The organism is Solibacillus sp. GQ1, assembly GCF_059758555.1.
This window is the reverse complement of sequence record NZ_JCAXEX010000001.1, coordinates 1,914,448-1,930,713: the sequence shown is the minus strand read 5'-3', so window position 1 is coordinate 1,930,713 and position 16,266 is coordinate 1,914,448. Positions and strand designations below refer to the sequence as shown.

At 39.0% G+C, this 16,266-nt stretch carries 19 protein-coding genes; 12 read left to right on the top strand and 7 right to left on the bottom strand.

Annotation, left to right across the window (positions count from 1 at the left end; genetic code table 11):
- The first annotated feature begins 76 nt into the window (after positions 1 to 76).
- A complete protein-coding gene (locus AC6CH1_RS09875) occupies positions 77 to 817 on the top strand; it encodes a class I SAM-dependent methyltransferase (RefSeq protein WP_498317344.1) in 741 nt (246 codons plus the stop codon).
- Positions 818 to 872: 55 nt separating this feature from the next.
- On the opposite strand, the gene AC6CH1_RS09870 is transcribed toward AC6CH1_RS09875, so the two are convergent.
- The 4 genes from AC6CH1_RS09870 to AC6CH1_RS09855 all read right to left on the bottom strand — a co-directional run bounded on the left by AC6CH1_RS09870 (position 873) and on the right by AC6CH1_RS09855 (position 4,114).
- The gene (locus tag AC6CH1_RS09870; RefSeq protein WP_251686995.1) at positions 873 to 1,439 is read right to left on the bottom strand and encodes a PepSY domain-containing protein; all 567 of its coding nucleotides are present in this window, start codon (positions 1,437 to 1,439) and stop codon (positions 873 to 875) included.
- A gap of 90 nt (positions 1,440 to 1,529) precedes the next feature.
- Positions 1,530 to 2,078, bottom strand: a complete 549-nt coding sequence (locus AC6CH1_RS09865; protein ID WP_498317342.1) for a PepSY domain-containing protein — start codon at positions 2,076 to 2,078, stop codon at positions 1,530 to 1,532.
- Positions 2,068 to 3,420: a sensor histidine kinase gene (locus tag AC6CH1_RS09860; RefSeq protein ID WP_251687000.1), complete on the bottom strand. Its 1,353-nt coding sequence runs from the start codon at positions 3,418 to 3,420 to the stop codon at positions 2,068 to 2,070. The genes AC6CH1_RS09865 and AC6CH1_RS09860 overlap by 11 nt, the downstream gene beginning before the upstream one ends.
- Positions 3,410 to 4,114 carry a response regulator transcription factor gene (locus AC6CH1_RS09855; RefSeq protein WP_251687002.1) on the bottom strand — a complete coding sequence of 235 codons (705 nt, stop codon included), beginning with the start codon at positions 4,112 to 4,114 and terminating at the stop codon, positions 3,410 to 3,412. The genes AC6CH1_RS09860 and AC6CH1_RS09855 overlap by 11 nt, the downstream gene beginning before the upstream one ends.
- A gap of 161 nt (positions 4,115 to 4,275) precedes the next feature.
- Between AC6CH1_RS09855 and AC6CH1_RS09850 the strand changes: the two genes are divergently transcribed.
- Entirely contained in the window at positions 4,276 to 5,148 is an 873-nt protein-coding gene (locus AC6CH1_RS09850) for a CPBP family intramembrane glutamic endopeptidase (RefSeq protein WP_498317339.1), read from the top strand.
- Positions 5,149 to 5,230: 82 nt separating this feature from the next.
- Here AC6CH1_RS09850 and AC6CH1_RS09845 read toward each other — a convergent pair whose 3' ends face one another.
- The 3 genes from AC6CH1_RS09845 to AC6CH1_RS09835 form a co-directional block, all read right to left on the bottom strand.
- Positions 5,231 to 7,027, bottom strand: a complete 1,797-nt coding sequence (locus tag AC6CH1_RS09845) for an ABC transporter ATP-binding protein (RefSeq protein ID WP_498317337.1) — start codon at positions 7,025 to 7,027, stop codon at positions 5,231 to 5,233.
- Positions 7,027 to 8,742 (bottom strand): ABC transporter ATP-binding protein, encoded by a 1,716-nt coding sequence (locus AC6CH1_RS09840; RefSeq protein WP_498317335.1) that lies wholly within the window; start codon positions 8,740 to 8,742, stop codon positions 7,027 to 7,029. The genes AC6CH1_RS09845 and AC6CH1_RS09840 overlap by 1 nt, the downstream gene beginning before the upstream one ends.
- 166 nt (positions 8,743 to 8,908) lie before the next feature.
- Positions 8,909 to 9,796, bottom strand: coding sequence for a DUF1385 domain-containing protein (locus AC6CH1_RS09835; RefSeq protein WP_427711568.1), 888 nt, complete (start codon positions 9,794 to 9,796; stop codon positions 8,909 to 8,911).
- A gap of 229 nt (positions 9,797 to 10,025) precedes the next feature.
- Between AC6CH1_RS09835 and AC6CH1_RS09830 the strand changes: the two genes are divergently transcribed.
- The 10 genes from AC6CH1_RS09830 (at position 10,026) to AC6CH1_RS09785 (ending at position 16,184) form a co-directional block, all read left to right on the top strand.
- A complete protein-coding gene (locus AC6CH1_RS09830; RefSeq protein WP_498317333.1) occupies positions 10,026 to 10,433 on the top strand; it encodes a DNA helicase in 408 nt (135 codons plus the stop codon).
- 245 nt (positions 10,434 to 10,678) lie between these two features.
- The gene (locus tag AC6CH1_RS09825) at positions 10,679 to 11,737 is read left to right on the top strand and encodes a M24 family metallopeptidase (RefSeq protein ID WP_427709120.1); all 1,059 of its coding nucleotides are present in this window, start codon (positions 10,679 to 10,681) and stop codon (positions 11,735 to 11,737) included.
- 17 nt (positions 11,738 to 11,754) lie between these two features.
- Entirely contained in the window at positions 11,755 to 12,312 is a 558-nt protein-coding gene (efp, locus tag AC6CH1_RS09820) for an elongation factor P (protein ID WP_008404273.1), read from the top strand.
- Between the two features lie 160 nt (positions 12,313 to 12,472).
- Entirely contained in the window at positions 12,473 to 13,474 is a 1,002-nt protein-coding gene (locus AC6CH1_RS09815) for an NAD(P)H-dependent flavin oxidoreductase (RefSeq protein WP_498317770.1), read from the top strand.
- Positions 13,475 to 13,579: 105 nt separating this feature from the next.
- A complete protein-coding gene (locus AC6CH1_RS09810) occupies positions 13,580 to 13,786 on the top strand; it encodes a stage III sporulation protein AC (RefSeq protein WP_251687019.1) in 207 nt (68 codons plus the stop codon).
- A 4-nt stretch (positions 13,787 to 13,790) separates the two neighbouring features.
- The gene (locus tag AC6CH1_RS09805; RefSeq protein WP_251687022.1) at positions 13,791 to 14,168 is read left to right on the top strand and encodes a pyruvate formate-lyase; all 378 of its coding nucleotides are present in this window, start codon (positions 13,791 to 13,793) and stop codon (positions 14,166 to 14,168) included.
- Entirely contained in the window at positions 14,168 to 15,079 is a 912-nt protein-coding gene (locus AC6CH1_RS09800; protein ID WP_251687024.1) for a stage III sporulation protein AE, read from the top strand. The genes AC6CH1_RS09805 and AC6CH1_RS09800 overlap by 1 nt, the downstream gene beginning before the upstream one ends.
- Positions 15,076 to 15,210, top strand: a complete 135-nt coding sequence (locus tag AC6CH1_RS09795) for a hypothetical protein (protein WP_285848697.1) — start codon at positions 15,076 to 15,078, stop codon at positions 15,208 to 15,210. Before AC6CH1_RS09800 ends, AC6CH1_RS09795 begins: the two co-directional genes overlap by 4 nt.
- 66 nt (positions 15,211 to 15,276) lie before the next feature.
- On the top strand, positions 15,277 to 15,654 hold the full coding sequence (locus tag AC6CH1_RS09790) for a SpoIIIAG-related protein (RefSeq protein WP_251687026.1): 378 nt from the start codon (positions 15,277 to 15,279) through the stop codon (positions 15,652 to 15,654).
- Positions 15,651 to 16,184, top strand: a complete 534-nt coding sequence (locus AC6CH1_RS09785) for a SpoIIIAH-like family protein (protein ID WP_251687028.1) — start codon at positions 15,651 to 15,653, stop codon at positions 16,182 to 16,184. The genes AC6CH1_RS09790 and AC6CH1_RS09785 overlap by 4 nt, the downstream gene beginning before the upstream one ends.
- The last annotated feature ends 82 nt before the right edge of the window (positions 16,185 to 16,266 follow it).

The following is a 16,266-nucleotide window of genomic DNA, read 5'->3' as shown; positions in this document are numbered from 1 at the left end:
CTATTTAAAATTTTCCAGCCATGTGATAATGAAGTTGCGCAAAAAGTCATAACGTTATGGTGAAACGAGGAGAAAAATGAAGCAAAATATTTATGATAATGCCTTATTTTTTAAAGGATATGAAGAAATTCGTAACCGGAAATTCAATTATAATAATTTGCTGGAGCGGCCCAATTTTTTAGTGTTAATGCCGGATGTTAAAGGAAAAGTATTGTTAGATTTAGGATGTGGAAAAGGGGAGTTTGCAAATGACTGTGTTTTAAATGGGGCACAGCATGTCGATGCAATCGATATTTCGGATAACATGATTACCGCAGCAAAAGAGCGCTATAGAAGTGATCGTCTCCATTTTCAAAATATTTCAATTGAAGACATTCAATTAGAGGAATCGTATTATCATCTCATTACAAGTGCATTGGCACTACATTATGTGGCAGATTTTGAAGGGGTAATACAAAAGGTAAGTCAAGCATTATGTCCGGAAGGGGTATTCCTATTTTCTATTGAGCATCCAATATCGACTGCAAATAAAGGTGTGGAGCAATGGATTTTGGACGAGACGCGCACAATCTCTCATTTTGCAGTTGCTCGTTACCGGGATGAAGGGAAACGAACACAAAATTGGCTCGTAGATCATGTCGTGATGTATCATCGCACAATAGAAACAATTATTAATACATTAATTATTAATGGGCTGCAAATCGAGAAAATAGTGGAGCCAATGCCGACAGACGAAGCAATCGAATTACTACCAAGTCTACAAAAAGAACAGCATCGCCCTTCTTTTTTAATCGTGAAGGCGAGAAAAACAATATAAAAAATAAAGCGCAGAAATAAATCTGCGCTCCATTTAATTATTGCTTGTTATTCCATTAGTCATTAAAACGGTCATCGTCTAGATCTTCTTCGTACTTAATAATATCTCCAGTTTTTGCATCGATTTCAAAATCGTATTCCATTTTACCGTTACGGATTTCGATTTCATAGATCAGACGGTTATCATCTTCATCCAATTCAATGTCTGTTACTGTTCCTTTTGCTTTTGCTTGAGCAATTTCAATTGCCTGCTTTTCGGTAATGATAGCAGAATTGTTCACTGAATCTGTTGCTTTTACTGTATCGTCTGTTTTTACTGCTTTCACTGTACTAATTTTTTCACGTTCCGTTACTACCGCTTTACCTGTGCCAGCATTCACTTCAACTTCGATTTTTTCATTGTTTTTCACGATGTCGATTTCATAATGTGGTGTGCGGTCATCGCTATCATATTCAAAACCGATAATTTCTCCGTCCAATTGTTTTAACGCGATTTTTTTTGCCTCACCAGCTGAAATACTTGGGTTGTTTTCGGCTTGCGCAAATAAATCAGATTGTGCGAATACAGCACCTCCACCAATTGCTACTAGTAATGCAGGGATTGCTAAAAATTTTTTATTCATATTCACTCGCTCCTTTTCTTGTTTGTAATGTTAGTATAACGAGCGAATATGAAAACGGTCTGAGAGAATTATTAGAAATTGATGAGAAAATTAATCATCATATTTTATCACGATAATTTCACCGGTAATGGCATGTACTTGAACAGTAACATCATCTTCTTGTTCAATCTCCACAAAATAAATGCCACCTTCCGCATTTTTTATAAACTCAACAGAATCGACTTCACCAGGTACTTCCTTTAAAGCAATGTCTACAGCTTGCTCTTTTGAAAGTAAAGGCTTTGTAGCATTTTCAGCTGGCTTATTTGCTGTGGCTTGTTCCTCTTTTGATGTTTCCGAATTCGTTTGTACCTCGGATTGTTTATTTTCATTTTTATGAATAAGCTTCAACTCGGAAAATTGCCCTGTTACGGCATTTACATTCACTTCAAAAATCGAACCGTCTTTATTGAAAGAAGCGACAAAATGATCTTTTTCTTTGACCAATGTTTGGACTTCCGCATTATAAATATCTTTAATTTTCAATTCCAGTTCATTCGTGTTCAGTTCATGCGGTGTTGATAATTGCTTGACTGTCAGTGTAATGAAAAATCCGATTAGGATGACAGCGATGCATAGTATAATCCATTTAGCTTTCATGCTGTGCACCTCCTGAAAGTGGAACAATGAGTAAAATGGTCGTTCCTTTTCCTAGTTCGCTGTCGATGGAAACCTCGGCATTTAAACGATTTGCGAGTTCCTTTGCAATCGATAGGCCAATGCCGGTGCCGCCGGTTTTCCGGTTTCGGTCTTTATCAACCCTGTAAAAGCGGTGGAACAAATTCGGAAGATCCTCTTTAGGTATACCAACACCAAAATCCTGAATGGAAATGTGCAAATCATTTTTCACAGAGGCGTGGATTTTAATGACATCATCACTGTATTTTCGTGCATTATCGATAAAGATAAAGAGCAGCTGTTTTAATTTTGCTTCATCTGTTGTAATTTCAACGTCAGGAATGTTAACGAGAATCTCACGATGATAGGCGGTTTTTATACTTTGCACAATCTGCTCGATAAAAGGCTGCAATGCAAATGTCGTCATATTGATCTTCGTCATTTCATTCGTCTTTGCCAGTGCGAGCATTTGTTCAATCATTGCCTTCATGTTGGTTGTCTCTTTTAAAATTGCTTCCAATGCTTCTTCCGTAATTTTCGCGTCTTGTGTGCCGCGGCGTTTTAACAGCTTCGTATAGCTTTCGATGACGGTTAATGGTGTTTTCAGTTCATGTGAAGCGTTGCCGACAAATTGCTGCTGTTTGTCATGGGCATCTTCCAACTGTGCCATTAAATGATTGTACGTCGTGGCCATTTGTGCAATTTCATCGTTTGATTGCTTGCGGACCGGGATTTGCTCATAGCTGGACTGCTGAATATTCTTTTCCATCGTAGTCGTCAGTTGCTGAACAGGTTTTACAATCAGTCGAACAAATAGCTGACTCGCCAAATAAATCGGAATGAGTGCAACAAGTGTCATCAGCACTAAGATTATTAGCAGCCGGTTCATATTTTCGGTAATTGTCGGCAATGGCTGGATCAGCTTTGCCTCGGCAATTTCATCATTCGGCAAAATAATAGGCGTAGCAAGCGCGATATGAGGGATATCACGTATTGTTTTTTCCGTGTAATGCTGGGACGGATCAAGTTCATAATCAATTTGTTCGGATGTTTTTTGAAGCCTTTTAATTGTATTACCTGCGCTGTCATGAACGATGATCGCTCCGTCAGTCGGAAGATATGCTCCGAAAATCGAATCGATTCCATCTGTTGTGTCCAGTGCGCTAATGGCAGTCGTTAATTCATTTGCCCGTGCCTGTAATTGTTCAGCCTCTGTTGAAAAGGCAAATTCTTTATACAAATAATAAATACCAGTAAAACTGCCGATTAATATAACCGAAGTCAATAACATGGAAAACAGATTCACTTTCGTATTAAGTTTCATTTGTCGCTTCCTTTAATACATAGCCGACACCGCGAACTGTATGTAGCAGTGACGGTAAATTCAGATTTACCTCTAGTTTTTGACGCAAATATCGTACATATACGTCAACTACATTTGTATCCCCGTAATAGTCAAATCCCCAAACCGCATTCAGCAGCTGTTCACGGGACTGCACAAGTTTCGCGTGCTTCATAAAATGCAGCAGCAAGTCAAACTCACGGGGAGTCAAATCGATTTGCTGTGCTTGTCTTGTGACTTCACGTGTTTGCTCATTTAATGATAAATCCTGAAATGTGTGGACAGTCGAAGTTATTGCTTCAGGAGCAGATTTGTGTGAAAATCGCAACGCCACGCGAATTCGTGCAAGCAGTTCATCGAATTCAAAAGGTTTTGTTATATAGTCATTTGCCCCGTAATCAAGCCCTGTCACTTTATCTTCTATATTACTTTTAGCAGTCAGTAAAAGGACCGGAACGGTTTCGTTATGTTTGCGAATTCGTTTTAGCACTTCCAAACCGTTCAGCTCCGGAAGCATCACATCAAGCAATATTAAATCATATTCGTCTTCATGAAATTTCAGCAAGCCGTCCGTGCCGGTATGGGCGATAGTTGTTTCGTAGCCTTCAAATCCCAGTTCCAGCTGTAATACACGTGCAATCTGCTGTTCATCTTCCACAATTAAAATTTTAGACATGCAAACACCTACTTCTATCTGTTTTGTATCCATCGTATTGTAAAAGAGGCGGTATTGGCAATGGAGAAATGTTATTCGTTGAAAAATGATCGAAAAGGGGTAGCGATGCTTGGGATAAAACTTCCATTTCATGTTACTCTATTTACAGGAGGTGTAAAATAATGGATTATATTGAATTGAAAAACTTCAAGCTGCGCTATTTTATACTGTTTGCGATTGGTATATTCATAGCAAGTTTTATCTTGTTATATGTAACCGATATTCCAGCCAGTGAAGAGTGGATTACATTTTTTGTTTCGGTCAGCTGTTTAATGTATTTGATGTATCAAACAAAAAAATGGAATTTCACATACAATGAACAGCCGATTCATACTACAATGACAAAAGGGCGCTGGGCAAAGTATTTATCGATTACAGCATGCTTCCAACTGATCACTGTTGTATTTACAGCGATTTTGTTAACGATTGTATATCTTGTTTTTGAAGAGCATATACGGGAACTGTTTTCATTCTTTCCGATGATGGATTTGGAAGAAGTGCGTCCATCGCTACTCGTATACGTCCTGTTTTTTATTAATATTTGCGTTCTCGCACCGATTTATGAGGAAATGTTATTCAGAGGGATCTTGCTTCGTCGATTCACATTGAGATGGAGCCCGCAAAAGAGTATTATTATTTCTTCTATTATATTTGGCATTATCCACCTCAACCCGATCAATATTGTATTTGCTTTTGCATTAGGCTGTGTGCTTGGCTATACTTACCTTAAAACTAAAAATATCGTGATACCAATTTTATTACATAGTTTTAATAATTTCCTGGCATATATCCAGTTTGTTTATACAAATCAAACGACAGAAATGGATTTACCGACAACAGAAGCTGCCCGACAAGGATTGTTGATAAATGTGGTGTTCTTTTTCATATTGTCGGCTGTAATTATTTTCTTGCTCGTCAAATACTATAAAAATTTCCGTCAGTTAAAAAATCCAGCGCCGAAGCCTGAGGAACAAACGGATATCGAAACGATTTAGCTAGTTATATACAAAATAAAATCGCTCATTTTGCTGGATAAGGCAAAATGGGCGATTTTTTAAATTCACATTATATTTACTATTACACGTTAAGCATTTGTCCGAACACGCCTTGGTTTTCAATTAGTTGTTGGCGTTTTCCTTGTTCGATGATTTTCCCTTGATTTAAGACGATGACATAGTCGACTTTGCGAATTGTGTTCAGGCGGTGGGCGATGATGAAGCTCGTACGGTCCTCCATCAGCTTCTCGAGTGCTTCCTGAATATGCAGCTCCGTCACAGTGTCGATACTGCTTGTCGCTTCATCCAATAATAAAATTTTCGGATCTGCCACAAACGCACGGGCAATCGATAACAGCTGTTTTTGTCCTTGAGAGATCTGGCTGCCGTCCGCACTTAAAATCGTATCGTATTTTTCCGGCAGCTTATCGATAAAGGTATGGGCATTCGCTTTTTTCGCAGCCTCATAAATTTCCTCATCTGTTGCATCAAGCTTTCCGTAGCGGATATTTTCTTTAATCGACATTTCAAAGAGGAACGGATCCTGTAGGACGAATGCCATTTGACTGCGCAAACTCGCTTTTGAAATTTCTTCTATTTCCATATCGTCAAATACAATCTTCCCGTCCGTTTTCTCATAAAGTCCGGTCAACAGCTGCATAATCGTTGTTTTCCCGGCACCAGTTTGACCGATCAGTGCAACCGACTGCCCCGATTTCACCTCAAAGGATACATTTGAGAGGGTAGGGGAGGAAGCTTGTGCATCATACTGGAACGAAACATTTTGGAAACGCACATTCCCGAGCAGTTCCACATTTTCCCCTTCAATTTCATCCTCATTTTCTTCCATGATCAAGAAAACACGTTCCGCTCCGGCCAATGCTGAAAGGACGGTGTTGAACTGGTTGGCCAAATCATTTAAAGGACGGGTAAACTGTCGGGCATATTCCGTGAAAATAATAATAGTACCGATTGAGATATGACCGTAATAGGCAAATAAACCACCGGCTAATGCCACGATCGCAAAGCTTAAACTGTTTAATGTGTTCATCACTTTCGGAATGAACCCGGAATACGTTAATGCCCAAAAACCAACTGTGCGGATGCGTGTATTTTTCTCGTCAAATTGACGCAGCATTTCCGTTTCCTGTGAAAAGGCTTTAACGACATGCTGACCGGTAATGGATTCTTCGATTAATCCGTTCATTTCCCCGATTGCTGCCTGCTGCTGTTTAAATAGCAGACTTGTGCGTTTAGTAATCCAGCGCATCCCGTAGAACATAAGAGGTACGATCAGCATTGTGATCAGTGTCAATAAGGGACTGAGCCAAAGCATAACGGCAACCGTACCTGTTAATGTCAAAATACTTGATACAACCTGGATAAAGGCACTGTTTAATGTCGAGCTGATTGTTTCAATATCGTTCGTCGCACGGCTCATTAATTCCCCGTGTTTTCGTTTATCGAAAAAACGAAGAGGGAGCTTGAAAAAGTGACCATATAGCTGTGTACGAATTCGAAATACAGTTTGCTGGGCGATGCCGACCATCCAATAGTTTTGGAAATAGCTCGCCAAACTATAAAGTAAATATACGACCGCTAGCCCGTATAGCCAATAGGAAAGCTGGCTAAGTGAACTGCCATCAATAAACTGGTCGATCAGCCGTCCGATGATGAATGGTCCGATCAACGCGAACGCTGAACTTAACACGACAAGCAGCAGAACGATAAACAGGAGCATTTTCTGTTCGGCTACAAAATCGAAAATACGCTTCAATGTATACGTCCAGTTTTGGGCACGTTCACCTTTTTTCTTCTTGCGGCTTGCATTTTTGATTTGTTCTTTTGTAATGATCGGTTCATAGTTGAAAAACTTCATTAGGCAAGCACCTCCTGCTGTGAAGCTACAATTTTCGCATAAAGACCGTTCGTTGCCATTAATTGTTCATGTGTGCCAAACCCATGTAGCCGGCCTTCTTCAATAAGCAGTATACGATCGGCCGTTTGTGCTGTCTGGATTTTTTGGGTTACAACGAGCATTGTGATAGCCTCCTGATCGAGTGCCTCCCATAATTTCTGCTCTGTCGCGACATCGAGCGCTGAAGTACTGTCATCTAATATCAATAATGATGCCGGTTTTAACAGGGCACGGGCAATAGCTAGACGCTGTTTTTGACCACCGGATAAGTTAATACCACGCTGTCCAATCATCGTCTCATACTGTTCATCAAAGCTTTCGATTGAGTGATGAATTTGCGCTTTTTTCGTCGCGTCAATAATTTGCTTAATTGTCGCATCATTTTGCCCCCAGCGTAAATTGTCCACAATTGTACCTGAAAACAGAAGGGATTGCTGCGGGACATAGGAAATTGAGCGGCGTAACTGCTGCAGCGGGATATCCTTTATATTTTGATCATTAATAAAAATGTCACCACTATTCGGTTCGTAAAAATGCTCAACCAATTGTAAAATAGTCGATTTTCCAGAGCCGGTTGCCCCCATTATGGCTATTTTTTCACCGCTTTCAATAGAAAATGACAAGTTTTGAAGCGTATACTGCTCCGTTGTTGGATAATGGAATGAGACATTGTCAAAACGAATCGAGAAATTTTCAAGGACTGGAGCTTCATCTTTCTGTACTTCTTCGACACCTTCCTCGACATTTAAAATCTCTTCGATACGCTCAGCAGACGCTTTGGCGCGGGCATAAGCAATAATGATAAATGAAAAAATAGAAAATGATGCTGTCATACGGAATGCATAGTTAATAATAGCGGCCAAGTCACCTGCAAGAATATCATTGTCACGGATCGCATCTGCACCAACCCAAATGACAATAAGCAAACTAATATTCATAACAAACTGAAGAACAGGCAATGCAATTTCCATAACACGAGTCGCTTTGATCGTATCGAACTTCAAATTTTCTGCAACGGATAAAAAGCGGCTTTCTTCATACTGACCACGCATATATGCTTTAATCAATCGGACAGCCTGCAATCCTTCCTGAAGCTGGCGGTTCACAAAATCAAGACGTTGCTGTACTTGTGCGAACAGCTTGATTCCGACTGATACCATCCATACAAGGAAGATAAGCAGAAACGGAAAACTGACACATAAAATGAGCGCAAGTTTCGCATTGATGACAAATGCCATTATAAGCGAACCAACAGTCATTAGTGGTGCTTTCATCGCAATCCTCAGCATCATAAAGACGATGTTCATCGTTTGTGTAACATCGCTTGTCAGGCGCGTAATAAGCCCGGAAGTAGGGAATGTCAGGTAGGTCGCCATCGTCAGTGATTGTATTTTACTGTACAAGGCTTTGCGTAAATCAAAACCGAAACTATGGGCGACATGCGCAGAGAAGAAGGAGTTGAGTACTCCGCTGATGAATGAGAATAGGGCTAAAGCAAATAAACAGCCACCCCAAAATGCGACATTATGTAAGTTTTCTTCAAGAAGGCCTTCATTAATCATTCTCGCCATGAACAGCGGCTGGATCAGATCGCTTGCAAGTTCCAATAGCATGAGAAAAAAGGCGATTACTGCTGGCCATTTATAGCGCATCATAAATTGAAAAATCGTTTTCATTTGTTAACTCCTTATAATGAATTCACTGAATTTTAACTCTATTATGCCATTTCATCTATTGGAACTCAATGAAAATATTTCGAGACTCTAAATATATTAAAGCCATTAAAAAAGGGGAGTTATCGCAAAAGTGAATTTCCTTTTACATAACTCCCCGAGTTTTCAATTAATCATGTACTAATGTTTGGGCAACAGACGGATTTTTCTCGACTTCATGCAGCTTGTTGAAAGAAGCGATTGCTACTTCCACCATTTCGTCTTTCGGCTCTTTTGTTGTTAACAGTTGCAGCCATAATCCAGGATAGCCCAAGTAACGTAAAACCGGAATTTCACGAACGGCATTTGTCGCCTGTAATACTTCAAAAGAAATACCGATGACAACCGGGATTAGTAAAATACGGCTTACAAGACGAACCCAAAGCGGATCAACAGGTACGAAGAAATATGTAAACATACCTACAATTACGGTAAATAAAATAAAGCTTGAACCGCAACGATAATGAAGTCGTGATTGTTTTTGAACGTTTTCGACCGTTAAGTCAAGACCTGCTTCATAGCAGTTAATTACTTTATGCTCGGCACCATGGTACTGGAAAACACGTTTAATCAACGGCGTCATCGAAATGATTTGCAAATAGGCAAGAAGCAAAACTAATTTAAAGCCGGTTTCGATAAAAATTTGAACCATTTTGCCTGGGAACCAAGGTTTTAAAAATTCTGCCAAAAACATCGGCACTAATGTGAAGACAAATTTACCGAATAAAAATGAGAGCACACCAATAACGGCTACTCCTAAAATCATCATTAACTTCGATGGCTCTTCACCACTGTTTTCCTCTTCTTCGCCTGGTGTAACATCATAGCGGTCAGAAGCAAATTGCAAATGGCGCGACCCAAATCCTGCCGATTCGATTAATGCGACAACCCCGCGTACGAACGGAATTTTCTTCAGCTTTTGAAAAATAGGCTTTTTCTCTTTTTTTACATGGAAATAATCGATGGAATCGTCATTTCGACGGATTGCCGTTACCATATGATCTTGACCAGTGAACATAACACCTTCTAAAAGCGCTTGCCCACCATATACTGGCGCATTATTACTCACTTGCTCGACACCACTCTCTTATAAAATTTCAATCTATTTTTAGACGGGAGAATGGAATCTATCCATCTCTTTTCTTTGTTATACCCTCATATTGTACTAAATTTTGGAGAAAAGCACTATCCATTCGAATAGTTTTTTTACATTCGGTCATACTGAGTCAAAAAAAGGAGTTTTTGTCATGCATTTGTTTGTCACGGCATTATTTACATCATTTATTGTGACAGTAAGCTTAAAAGGCTTGCACTTATTTGATTTTATTAAATGGCATCCGGTTTCATTTTTAAAAAAATTGGAATGGTTCGAATGGACGGCTTTCGAGCGTTGGGTCATTTTATTTTTAATTATAGCCATTGTTGCTTTTATATTGTTGGTTGTAACACAGCTGCTCGTTATGGTACCACCTTTTTTACTTTCACTTATTTTAGGAATTGTCATTGCAGCAATACTGGAGTGGCAAATCTTAAATCTACCTATTCAATGGTCATCCTTCAAAAAATTCTCGATTCCATTTTTCATTGTAGTTGTGACTTCGATGCGATTAATCGTAGAAACGGCCAGATACCGTACAATCACATTATTTCGTTAGTCGAAAGTATTGATGTCTGAAAAGTCTGTGATAAAATAGGGACAGTATAAAAAAGAAGCGTTCACAATGAAGCTGCTTGTATTCAGGTCCCTTTTAAAGTGTATTTTCAGGGGCTTAAAGACATAGGAGTATTGCATCGCGTGACGCCAAAGTTTCTGTGAATGAAGGCAGGACAAATTTGCAGATCCGGCAATTTAATTGCCAGCTGCAAATTTTTACAACAAACAAAAGGGGAATGAAAACAGATGAAACTTACTAAACTACGTCAAGCACTAATCGAGAACAATGTCGAAGCAATACTCATTACGAATGAATACAACCGCCGTTATATGACAGGCTTCACTGGTACGTCTGGTGTAGCAGTCGTTTCACAGCAAGATGCTGTATTTATCACAGATTTCCGCTATACAGAACAAGCATCAGAGCAAGTAAAGGAATTCCGTGTAGTTCAGCATAGCGGACCGATCCATGAAGAAGTGGCAAAACAAGTGACGGCAATGGGTGTAAAATCATTGGCATTCGAAAAAGATGCCATGCAGTATGGTACATATGAAGTATACAATTCGGCAGTGAATGTTGATTTCGTGCCAGTTTCAGGTTTAATTGAAAAAATTCGCTTGATTAAGACTGAAGAAGAGATTAATATTATTAAGGTTGCATGTGAAATTGCAGACAATGCATTTACACATATTTTAAATTTCATCAAGCCTGGCATTACAGAGCTTGACGTATCGAATGAATTAGAATTTTTCATGCGTAAACAAGGTGCTACAAGTTCTTCGTTTGATATTATTGTTGCAAGCGGATTACGTTCTGCATTGCCGCACGGTGTTGCAACAAACAAAATTATTGAAACGGGCGATTTTGTAACACTTGATTTTGGTGCTTACTATAATGGATACATTTCGGACATTACACGTACAATCGCTGTTGGCCAACCATCAGATAAGTTGGTAGAAATGTACAATGCTGTGCTCGAGTCTCAGCTTCTTGCGCTTGAAAAAGTTGGTCCGGGTATGACGGGGATCGAAGCGGACGCTGTAGCACGAGATTATTTAAAATCAAAAGGCTTAGGTGAAGCGTTCGGTCACTCGACTGGTCACGGTATCGGCCTTGAAGTGCATGAAGGACCTGGGTTATCATTCCGTTCCAATACAGTGCTGGAGCCTAATATGGTTGTAACAATTGAACCGGGAGTATACATTCCTGGAATTGGTGGCGTTCGAATTGAGGACGATATTTTAATCACAAATACGGGTAATGAAGTACTAACACATTCGACTAAAGAATTAATCATTTTATAATTTGGAGGAAATAATTCATGATCTCAGTAAACGATTTCCGTACAGGTTTAACAATTATCGTTGACGGTAACTTATTCCGCGTACTAGAATTCCAACACGTAAAACCAGGTAAAGGTGCTGCATTTGTACGTTCTAAATTACGTAACCTACGTAACGGCAACGTAACAGAAAAAACTTTCCGTGCTGGTGAAAAAGTAGAAAAAGCAATGATCGAAAACCGCAAAATGCAATATTTATATGCACAAGGTGATGAGCACGTATTCATGGACTTAGAGTCATATGACCAAACAACATTAGCTGCTGCTCAAATCGAAGACGAACTTTACTACTTATTAGAGAACATGGAAGTTCATATCCAAACATATTCAGGTGAAATGTTAGGTCTTGAATTACCAAATACAGTAACTTTAGAAGTTGCTGAAACAGAGCCTGGTATTAAAGGCGATACAGCTTCAGGCGGTTCAAAACCAGCTAAAATGGAAACTGGATTAATGGTAAACGTACCATTCTTCGTTAACCAAGGCGACAAATTAATCATCAACACAACTGAAGGTACTTACGTTTCACGCGCATAATTGCACTAAAACAAAAGTGATAAAGGCAGGGGTATTGTAGGAATACAATATTTCTGTCTTTTTTGTTGTGCTGCTTTAGAAAAGCAATGAAAAATATCCCAAATTATAGCTTGCTAATGGAAGGGTAGGTATAATCAAAGAAAGGAGTGGATTGTTTTTGATGGCAAAATTACCGATTGATAAACCGATTGTACAGGCACCAATGGCAGGCATTACAACCCCTGAATTTGTAGCGGCATGCTGTGAGGCAGGTGTATTAGGTTCAATTGGCGCAGGGTATTTGAACGGCGCAGAAACGAAGCAATTTATACAGGGAGTAAAAGCATTAACTGCAAAACCTTTTAGTGTGAATCTGTTTGTACCGGAACAGCCGAAAACAGATCTCGAATTACTACAATATGCACGAGAGGCATTACAGCCCATCTATGAGGAGTTGAACATCGATATTCCGGCAGCTATTCCAACAACCGACGTTTTTCAAGACCAAGTACAGGCAATTCTTAAAGAAGATGTAATGATCGTCTCCTTCACATTTGGTTTACCCGATGGCGGAACTGTATCAACACTTAAACAAAAGGGCGTATACTTGATCGGCACAGCAACTTCAGTGGAAGAAGCGAATGCAGTTGAACAGGCTGGACTGGATGCAGTCGTTGTCCAAGGAAAAGAAGCCGGCGGACACCGGGGGTCATTCATAGAACCAATGGCACTTCATTCAACGGCTGATCTGCTGAAAGCTGCAAAAGAAAATGTCTCTCTCCCTGTCATCGCAGCAGGTGGAATTATGACAAAGAGACAAGTTAGTGACACGATTGAATTAGGGGCATCATATGTGCAAATCGGTACGGCGTTATTGACTGCAACTGAATGTGAGGCTCCAAAACTACATAAAGAGGCAATTTTAAATTCCGGAGAACAAGCGACGACATTGACAAAAGCATTTACCGGCAAATATGCGCGCGGTTTGAGAAATAAATTTACCGAGCAATTAAAAGAAGCGACTACTGCTCCGTATCCGGTCCAGCATTATTTGACACAGCCGATCCGAAAAGAAAGTGCCCACCAAAATAACCGTGAATATATGTCTCTTTGGATGGGAGAAAATAGTTATTTGGCTAAAGAAGCATCCGTTAAAGAGATTATCGAAACTCTCTTACCGTAAAAAATTTTACACTGATGACAAAGGATAAAAACTTTCTCGTTAGTGTTTTTTTGTGCTTATTTGTTTGGATATTGCATATAGTTTCGTTAAGGAAGGAGGGCTTTATTGGAATTACAAGATGTGCTTCGTGTTGCAGGGATTGGGTTGATTATTGCACTTCTTCATTTATTCTTCGAGCATTTAGGAAAAAAAGAGTTTTCGTTTTTCTTGTTTTTCATTGCGTACCTATATATGACGATGGAATTAATTCGATTTTTGCGCTTGTTCTTTCAAGAAATTGTCGTATTTTTTCAATGGTTGACGGCAGTCTAGCTAAATGATTGCGCTATTTGCAAGTGTCATTTATTTAGTTCTGTTTTTAATTTTGAAACAGACGATGGACAAGCTGCATTCAATCATTGTCGTCATCGCTTTCTTTATTTTTTTCCAATTTGTTGTCCGAGAGCAACTCATCCCGCTTTGGCAGCGACTCGCAGTTATTTTCAATAATGTTCCATACAGTAAGGGACTGCTTTTCACGGCATTACTCTTTTTGCTGAATGAATTAATCTGTCAGCTATTAGATCAATTTGAATATGAAGCTTTTGCGACATTAGTTACGTTGTCCATTCGCATGACCGCAGTGTTATATTGGATCAATCTGCTACAACCGAAATTTCAGCTATTAATCCAATTATTAGAAAGGCTACAGTAATGCAGACAATTTATTCGATTTTTACAGAACCTATTCAATCTTTATTGTTTTCCTTGCTGCTTGTAGCGATTTATATTTTGATGTATTTACTGCTACTTGCTTTAGTACCGAATGAAACCGTGTTGATTGAACAGTTATTTATTATTTTGTTTATCGTAGTATTTGCGCAAAATGTCGTTGATGCCTTTGTTGTGTTGTATGAGCTCATTGCCATACTTCAAAATTTCTTTATGGCTATTTTGCCGATCATGTCATTTATGCTGTTGACGATTCAAACCGTGTTTACGGCGATTGCGTGGAACCCGATTATCATCCTATTTGTCCAAGTTATTTTATTTGTCAGTACAAAAGTAACAATACCTGCTCTTGTCCTCGCACTAGTATTTGATGTATGCACAAAAATATATCCGGCCATTTCCTTTTCAAAAGCTGCAGATTTAATACGTTCCTCCATATTAAGCGTCATGATTGCGTCGGTCGTAGCATTGACTTCAATTTTGACGCTTTCCGGTATCGCCTTTATTCAGCTGAATGATGCATTAAAATCTCCTATCAAAAAATTAATTGAGCAAAATATTCCGCTAATCGGCAGTTTGATTGTTGAAGGACTGTCTTTTTTCCAAAAAACCCAGTCAACCGTATCAACCTTTGTCGGACTGTCCTTTTTAACAATTATTTGGGGTGCGGCTTTTTATCCGGCGACGGTGCTTTTGCTGCATGCACTGCTGTTTAAAATTATTGGTGCCATTATTGAACCGTTTACAAATATGCGTATGAGCGGTCTGTTTGATGATGTTGGAAAGACGATGTTTGTATTATGTGCAGTTGCATTTTTGCTTGGCTTCGCAATTATGTTTATCGTACTGTTATTTATTTTCTTTATGCAGATGTCCATGGGGGGAAAAACGTGATCCAATTATTTCTTTTTATTTTACTGGGCAGCAGTCTTCTCATCTTTGCCGATGAGCGGCAATGGCAAGTATATGTAAAGCTCGCACTGTATTTATTCGTGGCAAGCACAATTCTTTCATTCTTTGCATAACCGGTTTGTTTCGTTCATACATTATGTTGAAATCTAGTAGAGAAGGGGGCGTATACGCTTAATAATGTGGAAAAGAAACAAGCGAATCGTCCTATCTTATTAATTGTCATTGCCGTAGTATTCATTATCTTTTTATTCATGTTTCTATCACCATCAGAGAAAGGAGAAAGTTATAAGTCGAATGAGGAACAGCTTGCAAAATTATTAAGTGAAATTCAGTCAGTCGGACAAGTTCAGGTTTATTTTCACTATGATCAACAAAGTGAACAGCAATTTTTGTCTGTCTCACAACAGAAAAAGCTATCCGGTGTCATCATCGTGGCACAAGGAGCGAATAGCACCGACGTGAAAACCATGCTAAAGGAAACAGTTGGGCATGTTCTGCAAATTCCGTCGCATCGTATTCAAGTAGTGCCAATGCAAATTAAGGGGGAAAACAAGTGAAAGTGAAAAAGCGAACAGTATGGTTCTTAACAGTAGTAAGTTTAGCTGCGGTAATTTCTGTATTCTATATTTTTGAAGACAATACGCCGAATATTTTAACGATCTTCTCTGATGAAACGATTGATGAAACAGATATTTTAGGGGTTAATCAAAACTTGACACAACCAGTGAACTCAGAAAGCAACTTATTCCAAGAAGTACGTTTAGAGTTAGCAAACAAACGCAGCCAACAAAAAGAACAGCTGACACAAAAGATTGCTGCTGATGAATTTACAGCAGAAGAAAAGAATGAGGCATTCAATGAAATGGATGAACTGATCAAATTAGAATCATCGGAAGCGATGCTGGAAATGCTTATTAAATCAATCGGCTATTCAGATGCCCTTGTCCGTATTGAAGGAGATAAAGTTGCTGTACGAGTTATGTCAGATGAAGTATCCGAGAAATTGGCAGATGAAATTTTATACGTTGTGCGCTCTGAATTTAAGGATTATGTAAATGTTAGCGTAGAATTCGAACCTTTTAATTAAAAGGACGTCATATTATAGTAAAGCAGTAAATGTGTTATATAGCAGTTTCAAATATTTTTCTTTGTCTTAATATACGATTGTT